Raw genomic sequence first — 17,769 nt, forward strand, 5'->3', positions numbered from 1 at the left:
CTCAGCGCTCCTTCTCCGTGGCGGGACGATCGGCGGGACCCACGCCGGGACCCACATCAGGGTGCACGTCGGGGTTCACGGCCGGATGAACCGCGATGACCAGCCGATGATTGCGCCCGCCTTCCGCGGATTCATCATGATATTTGCTGACCAAGGTCGTCACGCACTGCGCCAGCTCCTCCGCGAAGGCCGCCCGGTCGGCCGCCGACGCGAACCGCACCTCGCCGTCGATGGCGAACGTCGCCACCCGCTTCTGCGCCTTCGCGGCCCCGGTGATCAGCGTGCCGACATCGCGGACGAGCCGCGCGGCCAGCGCCAGCAGCCAGCGCGCCGACAGCCGGTCGGGGGAGCGGCCCGGGTCGGGCTGGACGGAGGCCAGCGCGGCCGGCGAGATGACGAAGGAGGCGGCGGTGGCCCGCATCACCCGCTCGGTGACGTTGCCCTTCCTGCGCTCCTCGACCAGCTCCACCAGGCCGTGCCGCTCCAGCGTGCGCAGATGGTAGTTGACCTTCTGCCTGGCCAGGCCGACCTTGGCGGCCAGGGACGTGGCCGAGCCCGGCTCGACCAGCGCGGCCAGCAGCGTGGAGCGCATGGGGTCGAGCGACGCCTCGGCCGCTGCCGGATCTTCGATCACCGCGACTTCGTGCATGAGGGAACGATCGCACCGAAAAAAATAATCGTCAAGACAAGCGGGATGCTCGGCTCTCCAGATAACGCCGCTCCGGCTCGCTGGTGGTGCGCCGGGCCGCCTCCCGGTAGGCGGCCGCCGCCCCCGCCGCGTCGCCCTCCATCTCCAGCAGGTGGGCGCGGACCGCCGAAAGCCGGTGGTGGCGCGCCATCCGCTCGTCGGCGGCCAGGCGCTCCAGCCGGTCGAGCCCGGCGCGCGGCCCATGCACCATCGCCACGGCGACCGCCTGGTTGAGGTCGACCACCGGGTTGTCCTCGATGCCGGACAGCACCCCGTACAGCGCCAGGATCTGCGGCCAGTCCGTCTCCCCGGCCGTTGGCGCCTCGTCGTGCACGGCCGCGATGGCCGCCTGCAGCTGGTACGGGCCGAGCGCGGCGGTGGACAGGGCGTTGCTGACCAGCTCCACGCCCTCCTCGACGAGCGCGCGGTCCCACAGGCTCCTGTCCTGCTCGGCCAGCGGGATCAGCCCGCCGTCCGCGCCCGTGCGCGCCGGCCTGCGCGCCTCGGTGAGCAGCATGAGCGCCAGCAGCCCCGCGACCTCGCCGTCGTGGGGCAGCAGCCGGCGCACGGCCCGGGCGAGCCTGATCGCCTCGCCCGTCAGCTCGGGCTGGTGCAGGTCGGGGCCGGAGGTGGCGGTGTAACCCTCGTTGAAGATCAGGTAGAGGACGTGCAGGACGACGCGCAGCCGTTCCTCCCGCTCGCCCTCCGGCGGCATCCGGAACGGCACCCCGGCGGACCTGACGCGCTGCTTGGCCCGGCTGATGCGCTGCGCCATCGTCGCCTCCGGCACCAGGAACGCGCCCGCGATCTGCGCCGTCGTCAGCCCTCCCACGGCCCGCAGGGTGAGCGCCAGCTGCGAGGCCTGCGACAGCGACGGGTGGCAGCACAGGAACAGCAGCGTCAGCGTGTCGTCCTGGTCGCCCGCCCGCTCCTCGCCCGGCGCCGGCGCCGTGAACTCGTCGGCCGGCACGCTGACCGCGACGCTCTCCTCCCTGCGCCGCCGCGCGTGCTCGCTGCGCATCTGGTCGACGACCCGGCGCGCGGCCACCGTGGTCAGCCAGGCCCGCGGGTTGCCGGGCAGCCCTTCTGCGGGCCACTGCACGGCGGCGTCGAGCAGCGCCTCCTGCACGGCGTCCTCGCACAGGTCGAACTGCCCGTAGCGCCGTACGACCGCGCTGAGCACCTGAGGGGCCAGCTCCCGCAGCAGCTCCTCGAACGCCCGCGTCTCGACACCGTTCACGATGCGTGAATCCTACGTGGTCGCACGTCGTACGGGCGCCGTAGGCTCGACGCGTGGAAGATGCGGGCATTCAGGCACTGGCGGATCGGCTCGGCGAGGTGCCGGGCGTGGTGGCGGTCGTCCTGGGCGGCAGCCGGGCACGCGGCACGCACCGGCCCGACTCCGACGTCGACCTCGGCCTCTACTACCGGCGCCCGCCGGCCGTGGACGAGCTGCGGGAGCTGGCGGCCGAGGTGACCGGCGAGCCGGTCGAGGTGACCGAGCCGGGCGGCTGGGGCCCGTGGGTCGACGGCGGCGGCTGGCTCACCGTGCGAGGATGGCGGGTGGACTGGATCTACCGCGACCTCGACCGCGTCCGCCGCGTCTGGGGCGAGTGCCGCGCGGGCCGCTACGAGGTCGGCTTCCAGCCCGGCCACCCGCTCGGCTTCTACTCCCACGCCTACGCCGGCGAGGTCGCGCTGTGCAGGATCCTCACCGACCCGGAGGGCGAGCTGGCCGCGCTGCGGGACGATGTCGCGAAGGAGTACCCTCCGCCGCTGCGGCGGGCGCTCGTCGAGGGGCTGTGGGAGGCCGAGTTCGCGCTGGCGACGGCCCGCTACGGCGCCTCCGGCCAGGACCCGGCGTACGCCGCGGGGGCGCTGTTCCGCGCCGTGGGCGTCGCCTGCCACGCCCTGCACGCCGCCGACGGCGCCTGGCTGATCAACGAGAAGGGCATGGTCGCCTCGGCCGCGCGGCTCCCGTCCGCCCCCGCCGGGTTCGGCGAGCGCGCCCAGGCGCTGCTCGCCGCCGTCGGCCGCACGCCGGAGGAGATCGGGCGCACCATCGACGACGCCACCCGCCTGGTGGCGGAGGTACGTGCCGCCTGCGGCGCCTGAATCTCGGACGCCGAGCCGGCTGAATCGGCGCATCTGGTGATGCTCCTGCTGCGCCACATGCCCGGATCGGAGGCGCGCGAGCTGCTGACCCACCAGGTGGCCACCGCCGCCGACCTGTGCGGGGTGCTGCGCCGGCGCATCGGCCGCGCCCTCGCCCAGATGCGCCGAGCCGCCCGCCACGCGGCACAGCTGCGCGTCGACGACAACGGCTTGCGGCACGCCGCGCTCCTGGCCGCCAACGCCGCCCGCAACGCCGCCCGCAACGCCGCCCGCAACGCCGAGCTGGTCGACCTCGCCCGCCACCTGGCCCGCCAGGCCGCCGAATCGGAGCTCTCCAGGGCTCTCAGCGGCTCGGCAGGCGGGCTTCGGAGATCGCTCCGCCACCGATCATAACCAGCTGCCACATTCCGCGAGGTGCCGGACATTTACCGGGTGTCCGGCACCTTTCGGCAAGGAGACCCTGTGACACACCGAGATCGCTTCGAAGCGGTCTATGACGCGTACTACCCGGCGATACACCAGTACGCCGCACGCCGTACCGGTTCGCCCGACGACACGGCCGACGTCATCTCCGAGACGTTCCTCACCGCCTGGCGGCGCATCGGCGACGTGCCTGAGGGTGAGGAGGCGCTGCTGTGGCTGTACGGGGTGGCCCGCCGCGTGCTGGCCAACCAGCAGCGCGGCGAATTCCGCAGGGCCGTGCTCACCGAGCGGCTACGTGCGGAACTGGCGGCCGACCGGCCGGTCGGACCGGTCGATCTGGACCATGTTCGCGCCGCCTTCGACGGGTTACCCGAACGCGACCGCGAGGTCTTGGCGCTGGCCTGCTGGGAGGGTCTGACCAGCCAGCAGATCGCCAAAGTTACGGGATGTACGGCTATTGCCGCCCGGACCCGGCTGCATCGGGCGCGCAAACGGATGGCGGCGGCGCTGGAGCGGCAGGCGTCCTTGACGATCGCGATGGGGGAAGCATGAGCGACATCGACAACCTGGTAAGGGCCATCGACCCGGCACCACACGCGCCGGATCAGGGGCCCGGCGCGCGCGAACTGCGTGCGGCGATCATGGCGACCCAGGCGCGCCCGCACCGAGCGGTCCGGCGTCTGCCGTGGCGGGCCGGTGCCATCGGGCTCGCAGCGGCCGCGGCCGCGACGGCGGTCTTCCTCGGCCAGATCACCCTGACCGCATCGCCCTCTCCCACGGTCACACCCGGCGGCACCGTCCTGTCGGGCACGTCGATCCTGCTGGCCGCCGCCGCCAAGGCCCAAGCCGCCCCAGAAGGCGCCTACTGGCATCTCAAGCAGCTGTACGTGGGCTCGGCGGGACCGTACGGCCAGAACGGCAACACCTACCGTCTGGAAACCTCGTACCTCTCGGAGACGTGGGTGGCCAAGGATGGCCGAGGCTGGATCGGCCGCAGGCAGCTGGCCGCACGCCCCCTGGATGTGGAGGCATGGCGCCGGGACGGCTCGCCGACCGAATGGGAGATGGGGAAGGACGGCGGCGTCCACTCCACCTCGCCCGGCGAGGGCACGCTCACCCGGCTCAAGGGGGAGCGGAAACTCTACTGGAGTGCCATGCCCCTGACCCTGAAGGAGATCGAGGCACTGCCCGCCGACCCCGAAGCGCTGAAGAAACGGGCCGCCGAGGCCATCCGTAGCGATCAGGATTTCGCCGGTTCGGTGGAGGACGGCCTGCCGCCCACCTTGGCATCACTCCTGTACGAGCTGCCCGCCTCCCCACAGGTGCGCAGCGCCGCCTACCAGGCGCTGGCGACGCTGCCCGCAGTGCGGGTCGAAGGCCGGACCACCGATCCGCAGGGACGGCCGGGCGTCGCCGTGACCTTCCCAATCCAGCAGGGCCGGCCTGCCCAGGGCAGACTGATCATCGACCCCGACACCTCCAAAGTGCTGACCTTCGAAGTCACCGGCGGCATGCCACAGGTGAAAGACCGGGTCACCATGGTGCTGGAGTCCGGCTGGACCGACAACCGGCCATCCCCGCCCTCCGCCGAGTGAAGGCCGCCGCCCGGCAGGCCGCCGCCGCAGCGCCGCCCCGGACGGCGTGGCCGATGGTGCGGCGCCGGCACCACGACCTCGAACGCGACCTGGAGACCGTCCAGCGCGCCGCCCGCGCCGGCACGTCGACGACGCCACCCATCGGGCCACCCACCGGGCCGCCCGCGCCCGCCACGACCACCAGCTCGCCCAGCAAGAGCCGGCCGCCATCCATGACGAACGCCGGCGCCGCGCCGACCTGCCGCCCGACCGGCGCGAGCTCGAACATGCCGCCCGCGCTGAGAACGCCAAGCGCCGACGCGCGGCCGCCGCCCCGACCGACGATCCCGCCCGTCCAACGCCTGGCCGGCAGACGGAACGTGAGCGCCGCCAGACCTACCAGCCGCCAGTCGCGCCACAGCTGAGCCCACCGGCTGCCGGTCCTCTCATCCCAGCCCCACACGCTGCGGTTCTCCTGGCCTTCCAGCAAGAACCCGAACGGCCCAGGACGTCTCATGCTCATCTCCCCTCGCCATCGCGACTTGCGTCATGGTCATGGATACGTGCGAAGGCGTCTCGTTGCGGAGTCTTTTTTCGACATCCCGCCGAGCGCGCCTCGCTGCCGACCTGCTGACGAGCGCTACCTGCACGCCGACGGGTGGGCGGGAGGGACGTTGTCCTGCTCGAGAAGTCCGGACAACCGCTGCGACGGACAACCGCCTGCCGGCTAGGACGTGCGCAGCTCGTAGGTGTCGAACACGAGCCGGTCGGAGGTGATCCGGCCGTCCTGGACCACGAGGTGGTCGGCGGCCCGCAAGGTGCCGAACGGGCCCGTCACCATGTCGTACATGATCAGCGCCTGCTCGTCGTCGCCCAGCACGGAAATGATCTTCACCTCGGCGACGGCCTCCGCGAACTGCCCGATCGCCTCCAGGACGGCCCGCGCCCCCGCGATGGCGCCGCGCGGGCTCTCGAAGACGATGTCGTCGGCGAGGCGGCGCGCCATCGCGGCCCGGTCGTGACGGGCGAACGCCTCGATGAACTCGACGGCGATCTCGGCGGGAGCCTTGTGCTTGTTCATGATGGTTCCTTACTGTTTGCACGGTTCTTCTGTGCTGACCCGTGAAGCAGCAGAAACTCATCGCGCGCGTCATGTACAGGTGAGCAGGGCCGTCCTCCGCGCGGTTGGCGTGCGCTTCGGCCGTGCCGATCAGGGCGTGGGCCAGGCCGGCGGCCAGCAGCACGCCGACGATACGGCGAAACGCGACAGCCTCTGCTCGGATGAACAGATCGTGAGCTTGCGCAGAATCCTCATCGCCCTCGGACCCACCTTCGTTGCCGTGCTGCTGGCGATCGTTCTCTTCCTCCCTGACGCCGTCAGCAAAGATGCCGCCCTGGCCTTCATCTGGACACTCGCTGCGGCAATTTGCGCCACCCTGCCATCCGTCGCCCACGACACCCCGCTCAATACCCCGGATTCGGGATGGCGACGATGGAGCTACGCAGTCCTCATGCACGCGGACGTGGTCCTCGCCAGCTCAGTTTCAGCGATCCTTGCGGCCCTCAACGTGTTCTTCGACGATGGCGTGCTCTTGAGGAGCCTGAATCTCGGGGCCGTCCCCTTGGTTCTCGGGCTCGGGTCCATGGCACTGGTGCGTGCTCAGATAAGAAGGCGCTATGACGCCGTCCAGCTGCTTCCGATGGATGACCTCGAGCACCGTCTTGGCATGGTGGCCCGGCGACTTTCAGAGTCGGCAGAGGAGTTCGCCCTGCTGCAAGGTGAGGTGCAAGCACGCACCGTGGTAGCGCAGCAGCTGGCGCGGGAGGCTGAGGAAAATCACCGTTACGCCGCCGAGAAACGGGAAGAGGCCGATGCCGTGGACCGCCTGGTGGCCACGCGTGCGGAGCCGCTGCTGCGCGAGATCGATCGCCGCAGCCGCAAAGGGCAGATCGCATATCTCGTCATAGGAGCCGCTTTGGGAACGCTGTTTCAGCTCATTGCCGACAGATTCTTCTGAGCAGGTGCTGGAGACCTACCGCATCGAGCCGCGCCGGCTGGCCGCCGCGGCCGCGGCCGTCAAGGTCGTGGGCGGGGCGTCGCGTACGCAGGCACGGCCCGGCGACTCCGGGAGGCTCAGAGGCGGCGCAGCTCGGCGATGCTGCGGTCGACCAGGTCGGCGTCATCGCGTCGGCCCCCGTCCGGTTGGTGGGATTCGGCGCACGGGCGCAACCGCACGCTCAGGCGGTCCAGGGCCGGGCAGCATCCGCGCCTGCTCCGCCGGCAGCACCCGCACCGTCTCCTAGCGGCGGGTCCGCAACCGCTCGCCGCGGGCGTCGCGGCTCTCCTCCCACACCGGCAGCGTGACCTCCCCGCACAACTTGGAGATCACCTCCAGATCGTCCGGGTCGGACACCGCGCCGAACGACACCTCCGCCTTCGCCGAGTTCCAGATGGTCTTGGCGCCGCGCTCGCGCCACCGATGCCGGAACCGGCTCCAGGACTGTCCCGCCACGATCATCGACATGCCCGACCCGGCGGCCGTGGCCGGCCACGCAGGGAGCGGCACCGGGCCGGTGTCGGCCACCTCATCAAGCACGAACGGGGGCGGCGGGTCCAGCCCCCCCGTACGGCGGGCGCGAGCCGAGTGAAGCCTTTTCTGGGGCATCGTGGACCAGGCTCCGACGGCTCTCCCTGTCGTTCGGAACGGCAACGGCATCGTCGTACCGCCTCCGAAGCGGAGACACAGGGTCCTCCTTCGCAGTACTCGACAGGAGGAAACCCAACCGACTCGGGTTCGTGGCCGTAGGGGATGAGCACGAAGGTGGATGCCTTGCCGATCCGGGTGAGTCCATCACCGTGGTCAGGTCGTAGGCGTTGGCCTGGGGGTCTGCGGCGCATGCGGCGGTGGCGAGGCGCGTGCCGACCGCGGCGCGTGAGGCGAAGTAATCTGGGCCGATGCGGCTCGGCGTGAACGTCCCCAACTTCGGCCCCGGCACCGACCCCGGCGTCCTGCGACGCTGGGCGCAGACCGTCGAGGGGCTCGGGTTCGACCTGCTCATGGTCTCCGACCACGTGGTGATCACCCCCGACGTCGCCGGGCCTTACCCGCCGCCGTTCTACGAGCCGTTCACGACGCTCGCGTGGCTGGCCGGGTCCACGACCAGGATCGGCCTCGGCACGACCGTCGTCATCGTCCCGTACCGCCACCCGCTGCTGGTGGCTCGCATGGCGGCCAACCTCAACGACCTCAGCGGCGGCCGGCTGGTGCTCGGCGTGGGCGTCGGGTGGGCGCGGCAGGAGTTCGAGGCGCTGGGAGCGTCGTACGAGCGGCGCGGCGCGGTGACCGACGACCACCTGGCCGCGATCCGCGCCGCCTGGGCCGACGAGCGCGACTACCGCTCGGGCGGCGTGCCCATCTGGGTGGGCGGCGGGAGCTCGGCGGCACTGCGCAGGGCGGTACGGTACGGCGACGCCTGGCACCCGCTGCGGAACACCGTCCCGTGGCTGCGCGAGAGGTGGTCGCGGCTGCAGGAACTGGCCGCCGAGGAGGGCCGGCCGGTGCCCGCGCTGGCGCCCAGGATCCTGCTGCGGATCACCGGCGCGCCGCCGGCCGAGCGGCGGGCGGGGGAGGGGACGATCGACCAGGTGATGGCCGACCTGGAGGAGCTGCGGCTGCTCGGCGCCGACACCGTCGTCCTCGACCCGTTCCACGAGGACCCGGACGAGACGCTGCACCCCGAGGCGGCGTGGGAGATGCTCGCCGCCGTGGCGGCCCGCCGCCCCTGACGCCCAGCCGCCCGGGCCGGCAGGATCCCGTACGCGGCCTTAGATCCCGTACGCCGCGCGCCGTGCCGCCAGTTCCTCCAGGTTGGCGACGAACCAGACGTGCCGCCCCCTGTTCGACTCGCGCACCCAGTCGCGCAGCGCGGTGCCGGTGGCGGTGAAGCGGGACACGTCGCCCACGACGGCCAGGCCGATGCCGTAATTGACGAACTTCTGCGCGATCTCGCCCGCCACGCCGGTGCGCAGCGCGAAGAAGTCCTCGTGCAGCCGCTCGACCGGGATCGCCACCCACCGCACGCCGCTGCCGAACGCCTCGCCGATGAGGTCGAGCGCGTCCTGGGTCTCGCGCAGCGGCGCGCCGTCGGGCTCCAGGACGTGAATCGTGCGGTCGTCATGCATGAAATCTCCAAAGGGGGGCCGGAAGGTCAGTCACGGGTGAGCGCGTCGACGATGCGCAGGACCTGGGCGGTCTCTTCAAGGCCGCCCAGCACGATGATCTTCAGGTGCGTGCGCTCCTCGTCGTACGCGAACTCCACGCGCAGCCCGCTCGGCCGCCCCGAGAGGGCGCTCAGCACCATCGTGCTGACCCGGTCCATCTCGCTCCTGGAGATGCCGTCGATCTGCACGATGCTGGACGCCTCGGCGTGCCGGCGCGGCGCGGGGCCGCCGGGCGGCAGCCCGGCGAAGGCCGCGAGGTCGTCCTTGGCGATCCGGTAGCGCTTGCCGACGCGCACGGCGGGCAGCCGCCCGTCCCGCACGTAGTTGCGGACCGTCTTGACGTGCAGCCCCAGCAGGGCCGCCGCCTCGTCCACGGTGTACTGCTCCATAACACTCCCTATGGTGGCACACGATAGGGAGTGATAGGGAATCAGGCGTGCGGGCCGACCGTGATCGGGCCGATGGCCAGGCGCGGACGGGCCTCCATCACCTCGCCCAGCCGCTCCACCTGCCCCTCCAATTCCCCGAACTGGGCGGCGGTGAGGTCGCGCAGCGGCTCCACCGTGACGTCGAGCCTGCTGCCGGAGCGCCGCTGGTGCCACACACCGCCCACGTCCCCGTCCACCAGCAGCACGGGGAAGTTCCCCGCCTGCCCGCCGTTCAGCGCCCGCGCCGCCGCCGCGCCCGGGTAGAGCAGCTCGCGGGGCCGTCCCGCCACCACGTACGCGTCGAAGTACGGCAGCAGCCGCACGCCCCGCGGCGGATCGCCGGGCACCGCGGTGTCGCCCGCGAGCACCCACGCCCGCTCGCCCGCGAACAGCACCTCCTCCAGTTCCACGCCCGCGAACGCCTCCCGCGCCCACCCCACCGGCCCTCCCGCCCACTGCGCGAACTGCGCCGGTGTCGCGGGCCCGTACGCCCACAGATAGGCCCTGACCAGCCCGACCGCCCCACCGGTCGAGGCAGGCGCGGCCGGCGGGGCGGTGTAGGTGACCTTGCGGCCCCTGCCCGCCCCGAACACGAACGCGCCCCGGTGCGCGGCCCGCGCCATCGCCTGCCGCCAGCGCGGCCACATGGTCTGGAAGGCGGGCATCACCAGGTCGCCCGCCCACGGCCCGGTGGCCTCGACGACGGCCTCGCTCAGCTCGTCGATCGTCATCTCGGCCCCCGCGAGCACGTCCCGGATGGCGGCCACCACCTGGTCGGTCTGCTCCGCGGTCATCCTCAGGGACGGCGGCGCCCCTGGTGCGTGTCCGGGATCGACGACAACGCGCTCACCCACAGGGGCAGGTCGCGGGCGGGAAGCAGGTGCACGGTGCCGCGCGGGCCGTGCGTCTTGACCAGCGTGCGCCGCTCCCACAGGGCGGCGCGGACGCCGGCGCGGGTCACCCCGGGCAGCCGCAGCCCGACCGACGCCTCGGCCGCCGACATCACCTGCGCGTGCGCCCCGCACATGGCCGCCACCATCACCTCCGGCTCCGCCGCCGGGAAGGCCCCCGCCGCCCGGAACGCCTCGGCCGTCGCGAAAGCCGGCGGCGCCGGGAGAGCCTCCGGCGGGCCCTCGCCCAGCCCGGCCCGCTCCAGGCGCCGGGCGCTGACCTGCGGCCACGACAGTTCGATCACATGTCCTCCTCGGTTCGCGCAGCCCACAGTAAGGACAGATGCGGAAAGGACGGTGCCGCATTAGCGTTGAAAGCAGATGGAAAGCGATCTTTCATCCGATACCACTAGCCTCACCGTCCATGACGCGACTGAGTCCCGGCCTCGGGACGCTCACCCCCCGCGAGCGCTGGCGCAGAGTCCGGCTCCAGGCCTACTCCTGGTCCCTGACCGGCGCGTACCGGCTCGGCGCGACGCATCCCGCCGTCTGGCGGTTCGTCGCCCGCGGCTACCACCCGGCGCTCGACCGGCTGGCCGCCAGGCACGCCCGGGTGGCCTGCCAGTTCGCCGCCGTGGACGTGCCCGCGTACCGGCACTTCCTGCGCGCGAACGGCGCCGGGCGCGCCAGGGCGCTGGCGGACTTCCCCGAGACCACCAAGCGCAACTACGCCGCCGTGTACGACGAGGAGAGCCGCTGCCAGGAGGGCAGGCTGCACCGGCCGGGCGTGATCGTGGACGAGTCGTCGGGGTCGAGCGGCAAGCCGTACAACTGGGTACGCGGGCCGCGCGAGCTCAAGGGCATCTACCGCAACGCGGCCGGGTACATCGAGCTGGTCTTCCCCGGCCGGCGGCTGTTCGTGATCAACGCGTACTCGATGGGCGCCTGGGCCACCGGCACCACCACCGGCGCGGCCATGGCGCGCATCGCGATGGTCAAGAACACCGGCCCCGACCTGGAGAAGATCGCCGACACGCTGGAGCACTTCGGGCCGGGCTACGACTACGTGGTGGCCGCGTACCCGCCGTTCCTCAAGCACCTGCGCGACCGCCTCGACGAGGCGGGCTTCCCCTGGAGCGACTACCGCATCCGCGGCATGGTGGGCGGCGAGGGCATGACCGAGGCGCTGCGCGACTACCTGGAGGAGCGCTTCGAGGAGGTCCGCTCCGGCTACGGCGCGAGCGACCTGACCATCGGGATGGGCGCGGAGAGCGGGTTCAGCGTACGGCTGCGCCGCCGCCTGGCCACCGACCAGCGCCTGCGTGACCGCTTGTTGGGGCCGGGCGAGCAGCGGCTGCCCATGATCTTCCACTACAACCCGCTGGAGACCTTCCTGGAGGTCAACGCCGACGGCGAGCTGCTGTGCACCATCAACACCAAGACGTACCTGCAGCCCAAACTCCGCTACAACGTCGGCGACGAGGCCAGGCTGTACACCCTCGCCGACGTCAAGGAGGCCCTGGGCGCCGAGGAGTACGCACGGACGTGGACCGACGAGCGGCTGAACCTGCCGCTGCTGTTCCTGTTCGGCCGCAAGGACTCGACGATCTCCTACATGGGGGCCAACCTCTACCCGCAGGACGTCGAGTACGGCCTCTACCAGGGCAACCCGTACGCGGCCGCGATCAACCGGTTCTGCCTGTCGCTGGAGGAGCTGCCCGGCCTGGAGTACCGCCCGGTGATCAACATCGAGCTGCGTGGCGAGGCCGACCGCGAGCGGCTGGCCGAGATCTGCCGCGAGGGCGTGGTCGCCCACCTGAGCTCCGTCTCCCGCGACTTCGCCGAGTCGCTGAAGGAGGACCCGACCGCCGCCGACCTGCGGGTCAGGGTGTTCGGCGCGGGCGAGGGGCCGTTCGCGGGCCTCACGAAGATGAAGAACGTCTACCTGGTGGAGGACGCATGAGGACCACCGACTTCAGCAAGGCGCCCCCGCAGGGGCAGGCGACGGCGATGTTCGTCGGCGCGACCCGCTACCGCGGCCCCCTGTCGATTCTCGCGCTCGCGCCGGCGTACGCGCGGATGGTCCGCGACATGAAGCGGATGCGCGGCTACCGCTGGCACAAGGTCTACTGGAAGTTCCCCTTCACGCTCGGCACGATCGCCTTCTTCGACGACCGCGACGCGCTGCTGGTCTTCGCCCGCTCCCGCCACCACCGCGAGCTCATGCGGTGGGTGACGGACGGCACGAAGCACGCCACCGGCGGCTTCATCAGGCTCTACGGCGCCGAGCCCGAGGGCTACAGCAACGGCGTCTGGCGCGCGGAGGACGGGGAGATGGCGCACATCGAGACGTTCACCCCGCTGTCCACGGAGGACGGCGACGGGCCCCGGGTGCGGCGCCGGTGAGTCTGCGACCCGTCGAGAGCCGCCGCGACCTGCGCGACTTCCTCGCCCTGACCGACCGGCTCTACGCGGGCGAGCCGCGCTTCATCCCGCCGCTGCACGCCCAGGTACGCGCCTGGCACCGCCGGGGAGTGCGCCTGTACGTGCTCAGGCGGCGGGGTCAGGTGGTCGCGCGGACCACGCTGCACGCCGACGCGGCGCTGGACGCCAGGCTGGGCCGGGCCACGCAGCTGTTCGGGCTGACGGAGTTCGCGGAGGAGGCGGCGGAGGAGCTGTTCGACGGCATCCTGGCCGCCGGGCGCGCGGCGGGGAAGGAGGCGGCGTTCGGGCCGGTGTCGCTGCTGCCCAACCAGGCGGGCGGCGTCATCACCTCCGGGTTCGAGGAGCGCGGCTTCATCGACAGCGCCTGGAACCATCCGTACGTCCCGGCCGCCTACGAGGCGCGCGGCTTCACCCGCCGCTTCGAGTCCGACACCTGGATCTGCCCCGTGCCGGACGAGCCGGTGTTCACCTTCGACGACGGGCGCATCGAGGCCGAACGGCTGCGCGTGCACCGGGGCGACCGGCGGCGCGTCGGGGAGCAGCTGCCGATCCTGCGCGAGATGCTCAACGCCAGTTTCGCCCGGCTCGGGTACTACACGGAGATCTCGGCGGAGCAGCTGGCGGCGCAGACGGACGGGCTGGCGTACCTGCTGGACGAGGCCCTGCTGCTGTACCTGACGAAAGCGGACCGGCCGATCGCGTTCGTGCTCTGCCTGCCTGACATTTCGCGATTCATCGCGAAAATCGGCGGGGATCTGCATCCGCTGCACCAGCTCCGGCTGCTGGCCACCCGCGCCCGCTACCGCCGCGAGGCGGTGCTCATCATCAAGGGCACCGTCCCGGAGGAGCAGGGCCGCGGCTACATGCGGCTGCTGTCGCGGGAGCTGCACGACGGGCTGCGCCGGGGCGGCTACCGGGCGCTGCGCAGCACGTACGTCGAGCGCACCAACCCCGGCTCCGCCGCCCAGTACGTCGCGATGGGCGGCCGCCCCCTGCACGGCTACACCTTCTACGACAGGCGCCTGGCGTCATGAGGGACCGGCTGCGGGCCCTGGAGCCGGACTTCTGGCGGGCGCCCAGCGCCCACAACACCCAGCCCTGGACCCTCACCTACGCGGGCGACGAGGCCGTGATCGGCTGGGACCCCTCGCGCGCGCTGCCCATCAGCGACCCCACGGGGCGTGACTTGCGGCTGAGCCTGGGGGCGTTCGTGGAGTGCTGCCTGATCGTGTGCGCCGACGCCGGCCTGTCCGTCGGCTTCCGGCCCGACCCGGGTCCGGGCCGGGCGGGCGTGCTGCACGCCGCCGCGCGGCCGTACGCGACGCCGTTCCGCACGGCCGACGTCCGGGACCGCGGGACGAACCGCGGCGCGTACCACCCGGGGCGGCTGCCCGACGGGCTGGTCGCGGAGCTGGCGGGCGTGCGGCGGCTGGCCTGCCGCGACCTCGCGGACCTGCTGTACGCCGCCGACCTGCACCAGTTCGCGGACCGGGACGTGACGCGGGAGCTGCGCGCCTGGCTCCGGCTCACCCGCCGGCACCGCCGCTACCTGCTCGACGGGCTCACCGACCGTGCCCTGGCGCTGGGCAGGGCCGAGGCGGCCGGGCTGCGCGCCTCGCTGGCCCTGTATCCGGCGCTGCGCCCGCTGGGGCTGCCGCGGGCGCTGGCGGCGGCCTCGCGCGGCCTGCTGGACCACGACGGGGACGTGCTGGTGCTGGTGGGGCCGGTGGAGGACGAACTCGGGATGGGGCGGGTGCTGATGCGGCACTGGCTCACGCTGTCGCGGCACGGCTACGCGGCGCACCCGCTGAGCCAGATCATCGACTGCGACCCGACCCGGCGGGAGCTGGCCGGCCGGCTGGGGATCGCCGACCCGCGCACCCTGCTCCACGTGGCCCGCGTCGGCCGCCCGGTCGCTCCCGCCGCGCGCTCGGCCCGCACGCGGGCGTGACGGCGGCGGCGCCCCGATACGCGCGGGTCCCGGCGCGTCCCGCGGGGCGGGGCGCCGGGACCCGGGCGCGTGGCGAGAGGGACGGTCAGTCGTCGTCGAAGCGGAAGCCGTGGTCGGGCCAGGTCCCGACGAAGTTGCCGTTGCCGCTGGTGGGCCAGTTGCGGTGCAGCCAGTGGCTGTGGTGGTCGTCGTGGTGGCCCCAGGACCCCTTGTTGCAGCCGTCGGCGTCCCTGGTCCCGGAGAACACCCCGTGGGACGTGACGTGGTGGTAGGTCGTGTCTTCGCTCACCCCGAGCCAGCAGTGGTCGGGATGCCGGTGGTTCCAGTCCGCGGAGCCGGCCGTGGCCGGCGCGGCGCTGCTGAACAGCGCGGCCGCGGCGAGCAGCGTACCGCCGGTGGCGATGAGGCTACTTCTCATGATCTCCCCCTGTAATCACGAAGTGACATCGGAGATCACTATACGTAGCGATCTTGTGCGGTGAGTGCAGCGCCACACCCGATTTCGATCAATGGGGCGCCGTTGGCCAGCAAACTCACCCGAAACCCGGTATCGCCCCCGGCGCCGCGTCAGAGCAGGAATCCGGCCAGTACGGGAGCGAGCGTTCCCGGCTCCACGTCGTGGAAACCGCCGGGCAGGCTGCGCCGCCGCGCCCCCGGCACCGCCCGCGCCACCTCCTCGGTGGAGGCGCGCAGCATCTCCGGGCTGTTCTCGCTGTCGACCAGCAGCGTGGGCACGGCGATGGCGGCGTACCGGTCGAGGCGGGCCGAACCCGTGATCGTGGTGTCGTACACGAGGGTGGGCGCGATGGCCTCCAGCGCGGCGCGGAACGGCGAGCCGCGCATCCCGGAGACCATCTCCGGCGGCAGGCCCACCGCGAGCTGGAACTCCTCCACCGCCTCGCCCCGCCTGCCCGCGCGCACCAGCTCCCCGAGCCGCTCGGCCAGCGCCGCGTCCTCGCCCGCGGGCGGCGGCTCGAACAGCGCCAGCCTGGCGATGTCCACCCCGTGCAGGCTCGCCTCCAGGGCGAGCACCGCGCCCGAGGAGTGGCCGAACACGGAAGCGCCGCCGCCCGCGTGCTCGACGAGCGCGGCCAGGTCCTCGTACTCGCGCTCGACCGCGAACGTGTCGCTGTCGCCGCTCTCGCCCCGGCCGCGCCGGTCGTAGGTGTAGACGGTGAAGTCGCCGGCCAGCTCCGCCGCGAGCGCCGAGCAGGGGCCCGCGCCCCGGTAGCACATGGCGCCGTCCACCAGGACGAGCGCCGGTCCCTCGCCGGCCCGCTCGAAGGCGATGCGCGTGCCGTCGCGGGAGGTCACGGTGTTCATGGAATGCCCTTTCGTACGGTGATGACGCCCAACCGACGAACGGGACCGCGCCGGACAGACACCCTCCACGCGGCTATTTTCGCCGCATCGCGGCGAGGCGGGCGTGGCGCCCTCCCTGGGGCGCCCTTCAGGCGCCGTGCCTGGCCAGGGGCTCCACCAGCTCGCGCTCCTCGTACGACAGGTGCGACAGCAGGCTGTCGGTGAGCAGGTCCACGGCGGCGCGCAGGGTTTCGAGCCCGGCCTGGTCGCCGACATAGGCGACCAGCGCGCGATCCACCCGTTCGAGGACCTTGTGGATGGCGTGGTGCTCCTCCTGAAGGCGGTCGAGCACGGGCGCGAGACCCGGCTCGGCTCGGCGCAGGTCGGGGAAGAGCATCGCGTCCTCGGCGGTGTGGTGCATGGTGACCAGCCGGCAGTACGACGCGCAGTAGGCGCCCAGGGTCCAGTTGTTCTGGCGCATGGTCATGGCGTTGACGTGGGAGCGGGCGGTGCCCGCGTCGATCGCGCCGGCGGCGACCTGCTCGACGAGGTCGCGCAGCCGGGCCAGCTCGCCGCGCAGGTGGTCGTGCACGTCGACGAGGTGGCGGCCGTTGGCCTGCTCCACCGGGGTGTAGCGCCGCTCCGGGTCGGGGCGGGGGCCGGTGGGGCGGGTGCTCTCGTCCCAGACGCGCACCTCGCTGAGCCGCACGCCGTCGTCCGGGGTGGGGGCCGGGGCCGCGCCCTCCACCATGGCGTCCCCTGGCGCGCTGGTGATCCGCGTGGCCTCCGCCGTGGATACCTCCGTGGGGGAGGCTTCTGTGAGGGAGGCGGCGCGGCGGCGTTCGGCCGCGACGAGCTCCCGCACCTCCGGGACCGTCTCCCGGGCGAAGCGTTCGAGCGCGCGGGCGTCGCCGAGCATGGCGATGAAGGCGCTCACGCCGTACGTGAGGGCCAGCTCGGCGAGCCCGTCGGCGGGCAGGTCCTCGCCGAGGTTGAGCAGGCGGCGGACGTCCCGGGGCGAGCGGCCCGCCTCGGCGGCGGCCTCGTCGATGACGGCGTTGCCCTCGCCGAGCGCGGCGGCCGACCCGAGGTAGGGCATCGAGGGCAGCCACCCGTCGGCCAGCCGGCCGGTCAGCCGGAGCATGCGGGGCTTGTACGCGCCCAGCCAGATGCCGATGTCGTGGGCGGGACGCGGCCCCCGTGGCGCGCTGACCTGGTAGTGCTCGCCACGGTGGGCGATGTCGCCGGGGGCGCCGGTGTCCCAGGCGGCGCGGATGATCCCGATGCCCTCCTCCAGCGCGTCCACGGCCTGGCCGGCGCTCAGGCGCGGGCCGCCCATGGAGGCGATGGCGTCCGCGAAGCCCCCGCTGCCGAGCGCCAGCTCGAACCGGCCGTGGCTGAGCAGGTCGAGGCTGGCCGCGGCCTGGGCGAGCATGGCGGGCGGCCGCAGCGGCAGCGGATGCACGTTGCCCGCCAGCCGGATCCGCTCCGTGACGGCGGCGAGGTGGCTGAGCAGCGTCCAGGTGTCGAGGAAGCCGGGCTGGTACGGGTGGTCCTGGAAGGTGACGAGGTCGAGTCCGGCGCGCTCGGCGAGCTGGGAGAGGGCTACGACGGCGTCCGCCTGCTGGGCGGAGGGCACGAAGCTCGCGCCGAAGAGCAGGTCGTGGCCGTAGTCGGGCATGGGAGGCTCCGGACTTGGTTGGTAATACGAACAGTTGTGATGAGGACGAA

General features: G+C 72.7%; 20 protein-coding genes and 1 pseudogene. 10 read left to right on the forward strand and 11 right to left on the reverse strand.

The window, feature by feature from the left end; translation table 11 throughout:
- Position 1: 1 nt before the first annotated feature.
- Together FH608_RS13430 and FH608_RS13435 are read right to left on the reverse strand one after the other, a co-directional pair.
- A complete protein-coding gene (locus tag FH608_RS13430; protein ID WP_139630790.1) occupies positions 2 to 649 on the reverse strand; it encodes an ArsR/SmtB family transcription factor in 648 nt (215 codons plus the stop codon).
- Between the two features lie 31 nt (positions 650 to 680).
- Complete coding sequence (locus FH608_RS13435; protein WP_139630791.1) at positions 681 to 1,928, reverse strand: RNA polymerase sigma factor; 1,248 nt, start codon at positions 1,926 to 1,928, stop codon at positions 681 to 683.
- A 53-nt stretch (positions 1,929 to 1,981) separates the two neighbouring features.
- Here FH608_RS13435 and FH608_RS13440 point away from each other — a divergent pair, with 53 nt between their 5' ends.
- Genes FH608_RS13440 through FH608_RS13455 form a run of 4 tightly spaced genes read left to right on the forward strand, consistent with a single transcriptional unit; the run spans position 1,982 to position 4,821 of the window.
- Positions 1,982 to 2,803 carry a nucleotidyltransferase domain-containing protein gene (locus tag FH608_RS13440; RefSeq protein WP_226899438.1) on the forward strand — a complete coding sequence of 274 codons (822 nt, stop codon included), beginning with the start codon at positions 1,982 to 1,984 and terminating at the stop codon, positions 2,801 to 2,803.
- A gap of 39 nt (positions 2,804 to 2,842) precedes the next feature.
- On the forward strand, positions 2,843 to 3,196 hold the full coding sequence (locus FH608_RS51430; RefSeq protein WP_193318388.1) for a hypothetical protein: 354 nt from the start codon (positions 2,843 to 2,845) through the stop codon (positions 3,194 to 3,196).
- 21 nt (positions 3,197 to 3,217) lie between these two features.
- Positions 3,218 to 3,778, forward strand: coding sequence for an RNA polymerase sigma factor (locus tag FH608_RS13450; protein ID WP_226899439.1), 561 nt, complete (start codon positions 3,218 to 3,220; stop codon positions 3,776 to 3,778).
- Positions 3,775 to 4,821, forward strand: coding sequence for a CU044_5270 family protein (locus FH608_RS13455; protein WP_139630792.1), 1,047 nt, complete (start codon positions 3,775 to 3,777; stop codon positions 4,819 to 4,821). Before FH608_RS13450 ends, FH608_RS13455 begins: the two co-directional genes overlap by 4 nt.
- On the opposite strand, the gene FH608_RS13460 is transcribed toward FH608_RS13455, so the two are convergent.
- On the reverse strand, positions 4,760 to 5,317 hold the full coding sequence (locus FH608_RS13460; RefSeq protein ID WP_139630793.1) for a hypothetical protein: 558 nt from the start codon (positions 5,315 to 5,317) through the stop codon (positions 4,760 to 4,762). The two genes, FH608_RS13455 and FH608_RS13460, sit on opposite strands and share 62 nt — an antisense overlap.
- A gap of 210 nt (positions 5,318 to 5,527) precedes the next feature.
- Positions 5,528 to 5,881: a nuclear transport factor 2 family protein gene (locus tag FH608_RS13465; protein WP_139630794.1), complete on the reverse strand. Its 354-nt coding sequence runs from the start codon at positions 5,879 to 5,881 to the stop codon at positions 5,528 to 5,530.
- Between the two features lie 31 nt (positions 5,882 to 5,912).
- On the opposite strand from FH608_RS13465, the gene FH608_RS13470 reads away from it, so the two are divergent.
- Positions 5,913 to 6,818: a hypothetical protein gene (locus tag FH608_RS13470; RefSeq protein ID WP_139630795.1), complete on the forward strand. Its 906-nt coding sequence runs from the start codon at positions 5,913 to 5,915 to the stop codon at positions 6,816 to 6,818.
- Positions 6,819 to 7,100: 282 nt separating this feature from the next.
- On the opposite strand, the gene FH608_RS13475 is transcribed toward FH608_RS13470, so the two are convergent.
- Complete coding sequence (locus FH608_RS13475) at positions 7,101 to 7,397, reverse strand: TraM recognition domain-containing protein (protein ID WP_193318389.1); 297 nt, start codon at positions 7,395 to 7,397, stop codon at positions 7,101 to 7,103.
- A gap of 359 nt (positions 7,398 to 7,756) precedes the next feature.
- Between FH608_RS13475 and FH608_RS13480 the strand changes: the two genes are divergently transcribed.
- Positions 7,757 to 8,587, forward strand: coding sequence for an LLM class flavin-dependent oxidoreductase (locus FH608_RS13480; protein WP_139630797.1), 831 nt, complete (start codon positions 7,757 to 7,759; stop codon positions 8,585 to 8,587).
- A 39-nt stretch (positions 8,588 to 8,626) separates the two neighbouring features.
- Here FH608_RS13480 and FH608_RS13485 read toward each other — a convergent pair whose 3' ends face one another.
- The 3 genes and pseudogenes from FH608_RS13485 to FH608_RS13495 form a co-directional block, all read right to left on the reverse strand.
- The gene (locus FH608_RS13485) at positions 8,627 to 8,983 is read right to left on the reverse strand and encodes a DUF4180 domain-containing protein (protein ID WP_139630798.1); all 357 of its coding nucleotides are present in this window, start codon (positions 8,981 to 8,983) and stop codon (positions 8,627 to 8,629) included.
- Between the two features lie 26 nt (positions 8,984 to 9,009).
- Positions 9,010 to 9,411 (reverse strand): helix-turn-helix domain-containing protein, encoded by a 402-nt coding sequence (locus FH608_RS13490; RefSeq protein ID WP_139630799.1) that lies wholly within the window; start codon positions 9,409 to 9,411, stop codon positions 9,010 to 9,012.
- Between the two features lie 41 nt (positions 9,412 to 9,452).
- Positions 9,453 to 10,489: pseudogene (locus FH608_RS13495) on the reverse strand (winged helix DNA-binding domain-containing protein).
- A 275-nt stretch (positions 10,490 to 10,764) separates the two neighbouring features.
- Here FH608_RS13495 and FH608_RS13500 point away from each other — a divergent pair.
- Genes FH608_RS13500 through FH608_RS13515 form a run of 4 tightly spaced genes read left to right on the forward strand, consistent with a single transcriptional unit; the run spans position 10,765 to position 14,736 of the window.
- Positions 10,765 to 12,303 (forward strand): phenylacetate--CoA ligase family protein, encoded by a 1,539-nt coding sequence (locus FH608_RS13500; RefSeq protein ID WP_139630800.1) that lies wholly within the window; start codon positions 10,765 to 10,767, stop codon positions 12,301 to 12,303.
- The gene (locus FH608_RS13505; protein ID WP_139630801.1) at positions 12,300 to 12,746 is read left to right on the forward strand and encodes a DUF4188 domain-containing protein; all 447 of its coding nucleotides are present in this window, start codon (positions 12,300 to 12,302) and stop codon (positions 12,744 to 12,746) included. The genes FH608_RS13500 and FH608_RS13505 overlap by 4 nt, the downstream gene beginning before the upstream one ends.
- Positions 12,743 to 13,819, forward strand: coding sequence for a hypothetical protein (locus FH608_RS13510; protein WP_139630802.1), 1,077 nt, complete (start codon positions 12,743 to 12,745; stop codon positions 13,817 to 13,819). Before FH608_RS13505 ends, FH608_RS13510 begins: the two co-directional genes overlap by 4 nt.
- Complete coding sequence (locus tag FH608_RS13515) at positions 13,816 to 14,736, forward strand: nitroreductase (protein ID WP_139630803.1); 921 nt, start codon at positions 13,816 to 13,818, stop codon at positions 14,734 to 14,736. Before FH608_RS13510 ends, FH608_RS13515 begins: the two co-directional genes overlap by 4 nt.
- 85 nt (positions 14,737 to 14,821) lie before the next feature.
- Here the strand turns inward: FH608_RS13515 and FH608_RS13520 are convergent, their stop codons facing one another.
- From FH608_RS13520 to FH608_RS13530, 3 genes are all read right to left on the reverse strand, one after another.
- Complete coding sequence (locus FH608_RS13520) at positions 14,822 to 15,154, reverse strand: hypothetical protein (protein ID WP_139630804.1); 333 nt, start codon at positions 15,152 to 15,154, stop codon at positions 14,822 to 14,824.
- Positions 15,155 to 15,303: 149 nt separating this feature from the next.
- Positions 15,304 to 16,059 (reverse strand): alpha/beta fold hydrolase, encoded by a 756-nt coding sequence (locus tag FH608_RS13525; protein ID WP_139630805.1) that lies wholly within the window; start codon positions 16,057 to 16,059, stop codon positions 15,304 to 15,306.
- Between the two features lie 127 nt (positions 16,060 to 16,186).
- Positions 16,187 to 17,719, reverse strand: coding sequence for an LLM class flavin-dependent oxidoreductase (locus tag FH608_RS13530; protein WP_139630806.1), 1,533 nt, complete (start codon positions 17,717 to 17,719; stop codon positions 16,187 to 16,189).
- Positions 17,720 to 17,769: the final 50 nt, after the last annotated feature.

It is taken from the genome of Nonomuraea phyllanthi (assembly GCF_006334985.2).
In the GTDB taxonomy this organism is placed as follows: domain Bacteria; phylum Actinomycetota; class Actinomycetes; order Streptosporangiales; family Streptosporangiaceae; genus Nonomuraea; species Nonomuraea phyllanthi.